Genomic DNA, 12,471 nt, shown 5'->3' with positions numbered 1-12,471 from the left:
TAGGTAAACCCCTTTTCACATTAACGTTACTTACTACCAATTCCCCTCGGTCTATTCATCCATCTCACTAATCTTCATTGTACGATTCCGTCCGGATTCTTTTGCTTTGTATAAGGCTTCGTCTACTTGATTCATAAAGTCAGCAACAGGCTCCTGGAAATTCGTGAAGGTTCCTACTCCGTTTGAAATGGTAATATACTTGTTCGTAGGTGGTAGGGAGTTGGCAACAGTCGCCCTAAGAGCTTCCGCTATTTCATAGGCCTCTTCCTCAGAAATACCAGGAAGTACAAGTGCAAACTCTTCTCCTCCAAGTCTGATACACGTATCCTTCTCTCTAGCTGACTCCTGCATGATTGCTGCTAAAAATTGAAGCACTTCGTCTCCAGCCTTATGTCCAAACTCATCATTTACTTTTTTAAAGTAATCAATATCTAGCATAATCACAGAAAAGGACTGTTTACTTTCTATAAAGCTATTAAATAAATAATCTGCATATCTTCTATTTTTCAATCCAGTAAGGGCATCCGTAAGGGATTGGTTTTTAAAGTCCTCCACTGTTTCCTCTTGCATAATTCTATATTTTTCAATCGTCTCTTTAAGCTGCTTCGCCTCAAAATAAAAGGTTGGGATATTTAACTCTCCCGCTTCTCCCTCCCTCTGCATCGTATAGAGAGCAAGGCGCTGCAATGGGGCCGCTAGCTTTGTTGATAAATGAAAGGCGATAAAAATAAAAAGTGCGGCTAGTGGTAATGAATACAGAAAAACCTTTGTCAATATGCCAACTAGCGGCTGCAGACTACTTTTATAAGGAGTTTGGGAAACTACGCCCCATTCCGCTTGCGGGATATAGGAATAGCCTGCTAAGAAATCCTCACCCTGAGTATTCTCCGTAGACATAGATCCACTGTTTTTATCTAGTAGCTCTTGAACAACAGGATTATCTCCCACGTTTTCTCCGATTCTATGTTCCTGCGGATGATAAATCAATGTTCCTTCCTTATCTACCACATACACATAAGAACCATCTTGTGAGTAATGTTCAACTAGCACCTTCTGAATAAAATTATCCTCTTGAAGATAAATGGTCCCATTTAACATACCTAGATATTCATTGTCCTCAGTAAAAAGAGGCGTGGACACTAGTATAAGAAGCCTCCCAGTAATAGCCATATAAGGACGAGTGACAATATTTTCTTTCACCTTTAACGCTTCTCTTACTCCCTCCGAGTCTATACGGTTCCCTGCAATTCCAACATTGGGAGAGGTAGCAATGGCAACTCCCTCTTTATCTATTACCGATAAGGAGTTAAAATTTTTTCCGCTAACCAATATCTGATCAAGTATAGCCGTTAGCTGTTCGCTGTCATCGAGATGCTCGATAACATCCACCTTACGAGCCTCCAAAGTGACCCACATGTGCTCAAATAACTCCTCTGTCATCTGGGAAAGCTTCTGAGAATACACCTCGTTCTGTTCTAACGAGTTCTTAATCAAACTATTTTTAGTAACAATATAATTAGACAGCAAAGCACTGCTTAAAATTCCGATCACTGTAAATACAATTAGTATTAATATCCAAAAACGAAGAGACTTTAACATACTTCCTCCAAATTATTACTTAAATAAATGCACATTGTCTGATTATAGCATTCCTAGTGTAATTTGGAACAATATTTTTAAAACTTTTCTAACATTATAAAAGCAAGGAAACGACCGATATGTTTCCTTGCTTATGACCATATCTCTTCCTTTAATGACCACCAAGGTAGGCAAGCTTCACTTCCTCACTATCCTGCAAATCATGAGAAGAACCGGAAAGAACAACTTTTCCTGTTTCAATGACATATCCCCTGTTTGCTATGGATAATGCCATATGTGCATTTTGCTCTACCAATAAAACAGTTGTTCCTTCTTTATTGATTTCCTCAATGACCTGGAAAATAGTTTTAACCATAAGGGGGGCAAGACCCATAGAAGGCTCATCCAATAATACAAGCTTAGGCTTTGCCATGATCGCCCTGCCGATTGCAAGCATCTGCTGCTCTCCTCCAGAAAGTGTTCCAGCATGCTGCTTTCTTCGTTCAAGTAGCCTAGGAAAGGTTTCATATACCTTATGCAAATCCTTCTGAATCGCATCTTTCCCTTTACGAAGGAATGCTCCTAGCTCTAAATTTTCTTCAACCGTTAGGTTAGCAAACACTCTTCTGCCTTCCGGAACATGAGAGACACCTGCTTTTACGATAGATTGCGCAGCCTTCCCACTTATTGATTTTCCGAGGAATTCAATTGTCCCACTTTTTGGTTTTATTAGTCCAGAGAGTGTTTTCAATAAGGTACTTTTTCCAGCACCATTTGCTCCTATTAAAGTAACAATCTCTCCTTCATTCACCTCGATGGAAACATTCCGTAGCACTTGGATATTTCCATAGAAAACATCTAAATTATCTACCTTAAGCATCATGAATCTCCTCCCCTAAATAAGCTTCTATCACCTTAGGGTCGTTTCGTATCACTTCAGGCGGCCCCTCTGCCAATAACTGCCCATGGTCCAGGACGTATATTCGCTCGCAAACACCCATTACAAGATTCATGTCATGTTCTATCAAAAGAATCGTTAAATTGAACTCTTTCCGAATAAAAGCAATTAACTCCATCAAGTCCTTTGTCTCCTGAGGATTCATCCCGGCAGCTGGCTCATCTAGCAGCAAGAGCTTTGGACCAGCTGCAAGCGCCCGTGCAATCTCTAGACGACGTTGCTGCCCGTATGGCAGATTTTTAGCAAGCTCATGCTTATAGGAATCAAGCTTAAAAATTTTGAGAAACTCAATAGACTTTCTCTCCATCTCCTCTTCCCCAGCAAAATGAGACGGCAATCTAAGGATGGAGCTGATGATAGAGTGCGTTGCCAAGGAATGATAGGCTACCTTCACATTTTCTAACACAGTTAACTCCTTAAAGAGTCGTATGTTTTGAAATGTTCGACTGATGCCCTTTCGAGTCACCTTGTACGGAGCAAACCCATTTATTTTATTCCCATCAAACACGATATCCCCTTCTGTAGGAGCATACACTCCCGTTAAGAGATTGAAGCTAGTGGTCTTGCCTGCACCATTAGGTCCTATCATTCCAACTAATTCTCCCTGAAAAAGGGTCATATTTAATCCTTGAACAGCCTTTAACCCTCCGAACTGTATCCCAGCGTTTTTCACTTCTAACAGAGGTTGTTTATTTTCCATGCTGTTTGCCTCCCTTCGGTGAGCCCCAGCCTGTAAAGTAATCGGAAATCTCTTTCGTTCCCATTAACCCTTTTGGTCGATACAACATAACAAGAATAAGCACAAGACTGTAGATAATCATTCTTGTTTCTGTATAGTCCTGAAGATATGCAGAGATAACTGTTAAAAGAATCGCCGATATAACGGCCCCTGAAAGACTACCAAGTCCACCTAAAACGACGAATATCAAAATATCAAATGATTTTAAAAAGCCAAATTGAGAGGGTTGGATAATATAATAATTGTGAGAATAAAGCGCTCCAGCTACCCCTGCGAAAAAGGCTCCGATTGCAAAAGCAAGCACCTTATAATAGGTAGTGTTAATACCCATTGCGTCTGCAGCAATCTCATCTTCTCTTACCGAGATAGCGGCAATCCCATGCCTCGACCTTGTGAAGTTGGAGATAACCACAATCGTAATCACCAAGCAAATGAAAGCGATTGTCCAAGTCGTCTGGTGACTAACTTGAAGACCGGCAGCTCCACCCACGTAAGGAATATTTAAAAAGACAATCCGAATGATTTCCGCAAACCCCAAGGTGGCAATCGCCAGGTAATCTCCCTTTAAACGCAAACTCGGAATACCAATAACGAGACCAGCAAGGGCAGCAACAATACCACCAACAAGAATTGCTAATAAGAAGGACATCTCTAGCTTCATGGTAATGATGGCAGATATATATGCACCAATAGCCAAAAATCCGGCATGTCCAATCGAGAATTGTCCAGTAATACCAATGACTAGATGCAAGCTAACCGCAAGGATAATATTGATAATGATCTTGATTAAAATATCTGCTGTATAGGAATCTAACAGCCCTGACACTATCATTCCTTGTACTGCAATATAAACGGCAACCGCTATGCCAATGAATAGAAGAAATTGTTTTGATATTTTCATCGTTGATCCACCTACACTTTCTCCCGCGTATTTTTACCGAAGATGCCAGATGGTCTGAAAATCAAAATGAGAATGAGAATAATAAAAGCAGCAGCATCTCTCCATAAAGAAAATCCAAGTGCACTCACAATGGATTCAATAACTCCTAACAGTAAGCCTCCGACCATAGCGCCTGGAATGATACCAATTCCACCTAATACCGCTGCTACGAAAGCCTTTACTCCAGGAATGACTCCCATTAAAGGGTCAATCTTCGTATAGTAAATACCAAAAATAACGCCTGCTGCTCCAGCTAATGCAGAGCCAATCGCAAAGGTTGCGGATATCGTATTATCCACGTTTATTCCCATCAATCTAGCAGCTTCCATATCATGCGATACCGCTCTCATGGCTTTCCCCGTTTTCGTCTTATGTACGATAAATTGTAGAAGGACCATTAAAATAAGGGCAATCGTCAAAATAATAAGGGCCTGCATACTTATTTGAATACCAAACAAATCAATGGAGCGATTTTCAAAAATGGTTGGGTATGCAGCAGCCTGTGCGCCTCTTATGTAAATAACGCCATATTCTATCAAAAGAGATACCCCAATAGCAGTGATTAATGCTGCAATCCTGGTTGCATTTCGTAATCTCCTATATGCGATTCTTTCAATCAACACACCGAAAATTGCACAAGCAGTCATGGATAAAATAAGAGCTGGAAAAAAACCAAAATCTAATACGGTAATCGAATAAAAACCTATGAAGGAACCGACCATGAACACATCGCCATGGGCAAAGTTAATCAGCTTAATAATGCCGTAAACCATAGTATAGCCAAGTGCTATTAGTGCGTATATACTACCAATTGATATTCCGTTTACCAACTGCTGAATCCATTCCATCTGCGAACCCCTTTCCCTAAATACGAAAGGAGGGACTTCTCCCCCCTTCTTTTCGTTATGGATTAACCTTTGTTTTAAATACTTGCTCTCCATCCACAAACTCGATGATAGAAGCAGATTTAATCGGATGGTGGTTTTCGTCCATCGAATAAAGTCCCGTAATTAGCTCTAGATTATTTGTTTCCACTAACGCATTTTTAATCTTTTCACCATCTGTTGATCCAGCTCTCTCAATTGCATCCTTTAACAGATATACCGTGTCATAACCAAGTGCATTAAACGAGTTAGGAGCTTTTCCGTACTCTTCCTTAAATTTATCCGAGAAAGACTTTACCTTCCCGTCTGGATCCTCGGAGGAGAAAGCTGTAATTAAGTAAGAGTTGTTTAGCGCATCTGCTCCAGCAAGGTCTACTAGATCAGGAGAATCCCAGCCGTCAGCCCCCATAAGTGGCACTTTAATTCCTAGCTCACGTGCCTGCTTAACGATAGAACCTACCTCTTCATAATATCCAGGGATAAAGATGAACTCTGGATTCGCAGATTTTAAACGAGTTAGTGTAGAACGGAAATCATTGTCTTTTGCCATATAGGATTCTTCCCCAACAATTTCTCCACCTGCAGCAATAAAGTCCTTCTTGAAAGATTCTGCTAGGCCTATTGCATAGTCACTTCCGTTATCTGCAAAAATAGCGGCAGTTTTTACTTTTAATTCATTAGCAGCGAAATTTGCTGCAACTGTTCCTTGGAAAGGATCGATAAAGGCTGTCCTAAATGCATATTCATGTACCTTTCCTTTATCGTCTACCGTCACAGTTGTACTCGTTCCAGAAGGTGAAATCAACGGTATTTTTTTGTCATTGGCAATTTGCACCTGTGCAGTTGTATTTCCACTCGTTGCAGCACCGATAATTGCTACGACCTTATCTTTATCAATCAGCTTCAACGCACCACTTGTTGCCTCTCCAGCGTCTGACTTATTATCAACCTTGACAAGCTCGATTTTTTTCCCATCGATACCTCCTGCTTCATTGATTTCCTCCACTGCTAACTCAATTGCCTCATCTTCAGAAGTTCCATAGGAGGCAACGCTTCCAGTCAGCTCTAGATTTACACCAATTTTAATCGTGTCCCCACTACTTGCTGTGCCACCAGCGCCACAACCTGCCAGTAAACCAACTGCTAAAGAAGATGCTAAAAGGATTGAAGCAAATTTGGACTTTTTCATTCATTAACCCCCATTTTTCTTTTGTAATTCTTCTCTCCAATTTGTACAAAACAAGGTTATTATTACCATAAACTTTGTACAACTTCATTTTAAAACATTCCAACTATTCAGTCTATAATAATTTGACATATCCAAAATATTATATTCTAGTAGCAATATAGCTTTAGTGAAATATTTTAAAAATTTAGTTACTTATAACCTGATATTCGATATAATTTAATTAGTTCGAATACCGTAATAAGGAGAGATGAGAATGGTACAAGTTCAAGGTATGCCCAAAAGGTCAGAAGTAAAACTAGAAGAGACTTGGAATTTAGAAGATTTATTCAAAACAGAGGAAGACTATAACAACTACATGAAGGAGATCGAACAAGAAGTCCCTAAATTCAATGCACTCTATAAAGGCAATATGAATGATGCAGCTACAGTTATTCGTGCGTTAGAAAGCTATAAGGACCTTTATCAGAAGTTCGCTTTGTTAGGTGCGTACGCGCGTCTAGCAATTACAGTCGACCAATCTAACACGGAATCTCAAATGCGTGCAGGCAAATTCAGCACCTTGGCAGCAAAGGTCTCCAGCCAAACTACTTTCGTTGATAGTGAGCTTGTCGAGTTACCAGAAGAGGTACTAAAGGAAGCTGCTCAGCTATCTCCTGAATACCAAAACTATCTAGAGAAGTTAATAGAGAGAAAGAAATATTTATTGCACCCAGAAGTAGAAAAGGCGTTAGCTGCCTATTCCTCTACTTTCGATGGTCCTTATGGGTTGTACGAAACAACTAAGCTACTCGATATTAATTTTGGTGAGTTTGAGGTAAATGGTAAATCCTATCCACTTAGCTATGTACTTTTTGAGGATGATTGGGAAGCCGAGTCTAATACAGAAATAAGAAGAGCCGCGTTTCAGGCCTTCTCCAATAAATTAAAAGAATATCAGCATACAACTGCTAAAACATATGATATTCACTTACAGCAGGAAAAAATATCTGCAGACTTACGTGGATATGAATCAGTATTTGAATACCTATTATTCGACCAAGAGGTGGATCGCTCTCTTTATAACCGACAAATCGACATTATTATGAAAGAGCTTGCACCACATATGCAACGCTATGCTAAACTGCTTCAAAAGACACATGGATTAGACAAGATGACATTTGCAGATCTTAAAATCTCTCTAGATCCAACCTATGAGCCTTCAATTACGATAGAAGAATCGAAAAAATATATTTTTGATTCCCTAAGTGTAATGGGTGATGATTATCTGGAGATGTTGAAACGTTCCTATGATGAGCGTTGGATTGACTTTGCTAAAAATGAAGGAAAATCTACTGGAGCATTCTGCTCAAGTCCATACGGCAGTCATCCGTATATCCTTATCTCCTGGTCAAGCCGTATGAATGAAGTGTTCGTTCTAGCACATGAGCTAGGACATGCAGGCCACTTCTACTTTGCACACCAGGAGCAAAATCTCTTTAATTCACGACCATCTTTGTACTTTATCGAGGCTCCTTCTACGATGAACGAAATGCTGGTGGCAAACCATCTGTTACAAAGCTCAGACGACCCAAGATTCAAGCGCTGGGTAATCTCTAGTATTGTGGCTAGAACTTATTATCATAACTTCGTAACGCATCTTTTAGAGGCAGCGTATCAACGAAAAGTGTATGAGCGAGTAGATCAAGGGTTAAACGTAAACGCACAGATACTAAACGAATATAAACGTTCTGTTTTAGAAGAGTTCTGGGGCGATGCAGTGGATATTGTAGAGGGTGCAGAATATACTTGGATGCGCCAGCCGCATTACTACATGGGATTATATCCTTACACGTATAGTGCCGGATTGACAATTTCTACCCAAGTAGCGAAACGTGTACTGGAAGAAGGTCAAGTGGCAGTTGACCAATGGCTAGAAGTTCTAAAAGCTGGAGGCACAAAAACCCCAGTCGAGCTAGCAAAAATGGCTGGAGTAGATATTACAACAGACGGTCCGCTTAAGGACACAGTTGCTTATATCGGCTCACTAATCGACCAGTTAGAAGCATTGACAGAAGAAATCGAAGGTAAATAATTTATTTCACGCTAAATCAAGCGCTTATGATTGTAATAATCATAAGTGCTTTCTTATTTTGAAACCTTCGGTTCTTCGCGTCGTCGGACGCTTGGAGTGGAGGCCAACAGGATGTTGGTCACAAAGGCATTGTCACACGAAGTGACGTTTTTTGCCTTTGTTCCTTTGCTTCTCCCTCGCTACGCTCAGTCCGGGTGCTTACGCTCGGTGCTCCTGTCGCTCCACTTTCGTCGCAAATAGCATTTGCTGTTCCCACTGGAGTCGCCGACGCTGCTACGAACCAGTAGAATTACTTATAATAAATTAATTTTGATAAATAAATATCAAAAAGAGTTGTTGATCGAGAGGGGTAACTTCCTTGAATGCTCAAATAAGTTTATTCCGTTCATGCTCACTTTTTATAAGCAATGTCTTACTTTTTTATTTCTACTTTTTCACTAATACCATAAGCCGGATTAGATGTATCTAATATTGAATACCAAACTTCCACTTCATCCCCCACGTGAACTTGTACACGATCGTCAGCATGTGTGAAATAGGTCACTCCCCCTCCTTTTTCTAATATCTCTTGTTCCGTCAACCTCATTACATCTTCTGTACTTAAGCCTTCCACAAGTACGAAAGTTTTCCCAGACACATTTTTCACAATGCCTTCCATCGTATGTTCTATAGGTTCTTGGCTTTTATTTATTGGAAATATGAAAAAGATAGTTAACCCGATCATTATTGCAATTAAAGTAACGTATATAATAACTAATTTTTTCATTGATCATTCCTCCTTTTCATCTGATTCCACATATCGCCGAATAACAATCCATAATTTTACATTTTACCTTGTGAAGTATTAAGTAATTCCAGAATAATTGAGAAATTTACATTTTTGTATACTTATATAATCTAACCCTGAATTAATAGATGAAAAATTGGAAGTTAATTAGTAATACAAGCGCTATGCTGACTGCTACTTGCGGTTAATGAGTAGTTACTTGCGATTGGCCCCTGGTTACTTGCGTTTAATGAGTAGTTACTTGCGATTTCCACCTATTTACTTGCAGTCATTCAATAAATTCCACGATTTCACATTTTTTCTACTAGAATGAGTAGTGAGTAGCTGAGATTTGTAAGTTAAGTATCGATTACTTTTGATTAGTTGTCCTTGGATATAATTTAGTTGCTCTTACTTTAAATTTAGTTGCTTATGGACATAGTTTAGTTACATTCACTCTATTTTTAGTTGCAAACGGAAATTTACTGGAAATCTTCACTTGGGAATTGGAGCATTTTGGTTAAACTTGCTCTGGCTAATCACCCACGGAAGTGCCTTTAACATGTTAGTTTTCTATTGATCCCTCCCATATCGAAAGGCTTCTCTTTTTTACTTGCCCCTTCATTTTGAAGTATGATAAAAGAACGAGATTGGAGGAGATGGAATTGGATAAAAGAGTAATAGAGAGATATCAGGAAGATGAGCAGATGATGATTCAGCTATATGTGCAATGGTGTATGAATAACGGAAAGGATCCGTTGGCACTATATGAGGCTGCTTACCCAAATCAGCCAAAGAATAAAGAGCTACAACAAATAATAGACGAAACGGATAAGAATGACTTGCACATAAGCGTCGATACCTTACTGTATACCCTTCAGCTCTTTGGGAATGATGATTTGGCTTTTATCGTAAACGAGGAATCTCAGAACCTATAAATCCCTATGTAAAAGCAGAGTAATTTTTGAGAATTTTTAACAAAGTCTAAATCAAATCATGTACAATATCTTTAAGGAGAAAGGGGGAAATGAATGAAGTTTAAGTTAACGCAAAATGAGAAGAGCTGGGCTATTTATGACTGGGGGAGCTCTGCCTATTCGATTATCATTACGACTGCAGTGTTTCCGATTTTTTATAAGGGTTCTGCTACTGCAGCTGGGGTTGCGCCAGCTGATTCTACTGCATATCTAGGATACACAATTGCCATTTTCACATTTATACTTGCCATGATAGGTCCAATTTTAGGAACGATTGCAGATTACCGCGGTCTTAAAAAGAAGTTCTTTCTTTTCTTTTTTATAATGGGTGTCGGTGCCACTGGGATGCTTGCTTTTATTCCCTATGATAATTGGCTTCTATTACTAGTTTGCTATACGTTTGCAGCGCTTGGAGCAACCGGAGCGAATGTGTTTTATGATGGGTTTATCGTAGATGTTACCAGCAATGAAAGAATGGCTCGAGTTTCGTCACGAGGATTCGCTCTTGGTTATATCGGGAGTACTATTCCCTTCTTAATCAGCATTGTAATAATATTACTTGCCCAAAATGAAGTTTTGCCTATCTCATCTTTAATTTCCAGTAGAATAGCTTTCCTTATCACTGCTGTGTGGTGGCTAATTTTCTCCATTCCATTACTTAAGAATGTAAAGCAAATACATTATATTGAGAGAGAAAAAAATCCTATTGCCCAAAGCTTTAGAAGACTCGGCAAGACCTTTAAAGAAATTAGACAATATCGAACCCTATTCTTGTTTTTATTAGCATACTTCTTTTATATTGACGGGGTTGGAACGATTATTAACATGTCTACTGCTTATGGGTCTGATGTTGGGTTAGATACAAATTCCTTGTTGATTGTTTTATTTGTTACACAAGTAGTTGCTGCGCCATTTGCCATTTTATATGGACGGCTGGCAAACCGTTTCTCAGAGAAAAAGATGCTTTATGTAGGAATCATTATTTATATGATTGTGTGTGGATATGCAATGTTTTTGGATACAATCACGGACTTTTGGATACTAGCAATGCTAGTGGCAACCTCTCAAGGTGGTATTCAGGCATTGAGTAGATCTTATTTTGGCAAGCTGATTCCTAAGGAAAATTCGAATGAGTTTTTTGGATTCTATAATATATTCGGAAAATTTGCTGCTATATTAGGACCCCTGTTAGTGGCAGTTACTTCACAGCTTACCGGGAAATCCTCATACGGAGTATTCAGTTTAATCATATTATTCATTATCGGGATTATTATTCTATCAAGAGTTCCAGAGCCTACTAAAGAAGAACAGGCTGTTCCGGTTGATGCTGTTTAAAAAAATTAAGCACCGTTGCATTTGCATCGGTGCTTTTAATGATGGAACAAATCAAAAGGAATAGGAGTGTTACCCTATGGGGATTACTAGAACAATAGAGATTGGCGTTTTCTCCCCATATTTAATTTCCAGTAAATTTCCGATAAGTGACTAAATCCTATTTGAACGTTACTAAATTCTATCTGAAAGTGACTAAACGAACTTCGAACGCGACTAAATTTCACTCGAAAGTGACTAAATGAACTTCGAACGTGACTAAACTAAAAAATCCCCACTGACTAGTCAGCGGGGTACCATTTTATCCTCCATCTACTTTACCCAGATTTCGTTCTTAATGAGCTTTCGTTTCGTCCAGACAAGGCTTGTTAATAAGATTAGCTCGAATGCATTTGTAATAGCTCCGCTGTCTATGAAATCCATTGGAACTGCACTTCCGAGGGTCATTAAAAGGGCTCCGAAGAAAAATACTGACCATTTAGTTTTCACCCAGAGAATAATTCCGGCAGCCAATAACACAACGGTCACGAATAAAACCATGATTGGTGGACCGCCCGCTTCCTCCGTTGATACATAGCTCAGCACCCCAAACTTTTCTTCGGCTTTCAAGGTTAGGCCAAGTACCTCGGTAGTGAGCTCTAGAATGATAAGACCGATTGTATATAAGACTGCCACCACACTGATCCAAGTTTTTTTTGCCCAATCAATTCCTGCTTCTCTAAGCACACCAACAGAATACAGTGTTAGCAGTGGTGTTAGAAAAGCGTGTGTCCAATATCGACCATAGTTAAGTGTTTCGAGCGTTGTTCCCTCGCCAATCCACTTCCCAATCCCAAGTATCAAATTATCATAAATGAGAGCCAGAATGATGAGATATACGAAGCTGCTCCACTTTTTGAGTTCGGTCGCATTGATTCCTTTCAACCCCCAAAGGAGTAGCACGAGATAGGCTGCGGTATAAAATAAATATAAAAAAGTATCCAATGAAATGCCTCCTTTCTTACTACCTTTCCCCATTTTTTGTAATAAAAACGCAA

The 12,471-nt window shown here is 39.4% G+C and carries 11 protein-coding genes; 3 read left to right on the top strand and 8 right to left on the bottom strand.

Annotated features, from left to right (window positions below; translation table 11 throughout):
• Positions 1-51: 51 nt before the first annotated feature.
• The 6 genes from AC1ECF_RS02385 to AC1ECF_RS02360 form a co-directional block, all read right to left on the bottom strand.
• Entirely contained in the window at positions 52-1,599 is a 1,548-nt protein-coding gene (locus AC1ECF_RS02385; RefSeq protein WP_480387792.1) for a sensor domain-containing diguanylate cyclase, read from the bottom strand.
• Between the two features lie 151 nt (positions 1,600-1,750).
• Positions 1,751-2,458, bottom strand: a complete 708-nt coding sequence (locus tag AC1ECF_RS02380; protein ID WP_480388104.1) for an ABC transporter ATP-binding protein — start codon at positions 2,456-2,458, stop codon at positions 1,751-1,753.
• A complete protein-coding gene (locus tag AC1ECF_RS02375) occupies positions 2,451-3,236 on the bottom strand; it encodes an ABC transporter ATP-binding protein (protein WP_480387791.1) in 786 nt (261 codons plus the stop codon). Before AC1ECF_RS02375 ends, AC1ECF_RS02380 begins: the two co-directional genes overlap by 8 nt.
• Positions 3,226-4,176, bottom strand: coding sequence for a branched-chain amino acid ABC transporter permease (locus AC1ECF_RS02370; protein WP_480387790.1), 951 nt, complete (start codon positions 4,174-4,176; stop codon positions 3,226-3,228). Before AC1ECF_RS02370 ends, AC1ECF_RS02375 begins: the two co-directional genes overlap by 11 nt.
• An 11-nt stretch (positions 4,177-4,187) precedes the next feature.
• Entirely contained in the window at positions 4,188-5,063 is an 876-nt protein-coding gene (locus AC1ECF_RS02365; protein ID WP_480387789.1) for a branched-chain amino acid ABC transporter permease, read from the bottom strand.
• Positions 5,064-5,118: 55 nt separating this feature from the next.
• A complete protein-coding gene (locus AC1ECF_RS02360) occupies positions 5,119-6,288 on the bottom strand; it encodes an ABC transporter substrate-binding protein (RefSeq protein ID WP_480387788.1) in 1,170 nt (389 codons plus the stop codon).
• A 253-nt stretch (positions 6,289-6,541) separates the two neighbouring features.
• On the opposite strand from AC1ECF_RS02360, the gene pepF reads away from it, so the two are divergent.
• The gene (gene pepF / locus AC1ECF_RS02355; RefSeq protein ID WP_480387787.1) at positions 6,542-8,359 is read left to right on the top strand and encodes an oligoendopeptidase F; all 1,818 of its coding nucleotides are present in this window, start codon (positions 6,542-6,544) and stop codon (positions 8,357-8,359) included.
• A gap of 412 nt (positions 8,360-8,771) precedes the next feature.
• Here the strand turns inward: pepF and AC1ECF_RS02350 are convergent, their stop codons facing one another.
• Positions 8,772-9,125 carry a DUF3221 domain-containing protein gene (locus AC1ECF_RS02350; RefSeq protein WP_480387786.1) on the bottom strand — a complete coding sequence of 118 codons (354 nt, stop codon included), beginning with the start codon at positions 9,123-9,125 and terminating at the stop codon, positions 8,772-8,774.
• 659 nt (positions 9,126-9,784) lie between these two features.
• Here AC1ECF_RS02350 and AC1ECF_RS02345 point away from each other — a divergent pair.
• Positions 9,785-10,063: a hypothetical protein gene (locus AC1ECF_RS02345; RefSeq protein ID WP_480387785.1), complete on the top strand. Its 279-nt coding sequence runs from the start codon at positions 9,785-9,787 to the stop codon at positions 10,061-10,063.
• A gap of 93 nt (positions 10,064-10,156) precedes the next feature.
• Complete coding sequence (locus tag AC1ECF_RS02340; protein WP_480387784.1) at positions 10,157-11,437, top strand: MFS transporter; 1,281 nt, start codon at positions 10,157-10,159, stop codon at positions 11,435-11,437.
• Between the two features lie 309 nt (positions 11,438-11,746).
• Here the strand turns inward: AC1ECF_RS02340 and AC1ECF_RS02335 are convergent, their stop codons facing one another.
• Positions 11,747-12,418: a hypothetical protein gene (locus tag AC1ECF_RS02335; RefSeq protein ID WP_480387783.1), complete on the bottom strand. Its 672-nt coding sequence runs from the start codon at positions 12,416-12,418 to the stop codon at positions 11,747-11,749.
• Positions 12,419-12,471 lie beyond the last annotated feature (53 nt).

The sequence above is a fragment of the Psychrobacillus sp. Z3-81 genome (assembly GCF_056620325.1).
The sequence above is the reverse complement of the archived record's forward strand: the minus strand, read 5'-3'. Positions and strand labels throughout refer to the sequence as shown.

Bases quoted from the DNA above. Each gene is read 5' to 3' on its own strand.
- AC1ECF_RS02385 (WP_480387792.1), bottom strand. From the start codon at position 1,599: ATGTTAAAGTCTCTTCGTTTTTGGATATTAATACTAATTGTATTTACA.
- AC1ECF_RS02380 (WP_480388104.1), bottom strand. From the start codon at position 2,458: ATGCTTAAGGTAGATAATTTAGATGTTTTCTATGGAAATATCCAAGTG.
- AC1ECF_RS02375 (WP_480387791.1), bottom strand. From the start codon at position 3,236: ATGGAAAATAAACAACCTCTGTTAGAAGTGAAAAACGCTGGGATACAG.
- AC1ECF_RS02370 (WP_480387790.1), bottom strand. From the start codon at position 4,176: ATGAAAATATCAAAACAATTTCTTCTATTCATTGGCATAGCGGTTGCC.
- AC1ECF_RS02365 (WP_480387789.1), bottom strand. From the start codon at position 5,063: ATGGAATGGATTCAGCAGTTGGTAAACGGAATATCAATTGGTAGTATA.
- AC1ECF_RS02360 (WP_480387788.1), bottom strand. From the start codon at position 6,288: ATGAAAAAGTCCAAATTTGCTTCAATCCTTTTAGCATCTTCTTTAGCA.
- pepF (WP_480387787.1), top strand. From the start codon at position 6,542: ATGGTACAAGTTCAAGGTATGCCCAAAAGGTCAGAAGTAAAACTAGAA.
- AC1ECF_RS02350 (WP_480387786.1), bottom strand. From the start codon at position 9,125: ATGAAAAAATTAGTTATTATATACGTTACTTTAATTGCAATAATGATC.
- AC1ECF_RS02345 (WP_480387785.1), top strand. From the start codon at position 9,785: ATGGAATTGGATAAAAGAGTAATAGAGAGATATCAGGAAGATGAGCAG.
- AC1ECF_RS02340 (WP_480387784.1), top strand. From the start codon at position 10,157: ATGAAGTTTAAGTTAACGCAAAATGAGAAGAGCTGGGCTATTTATGAC.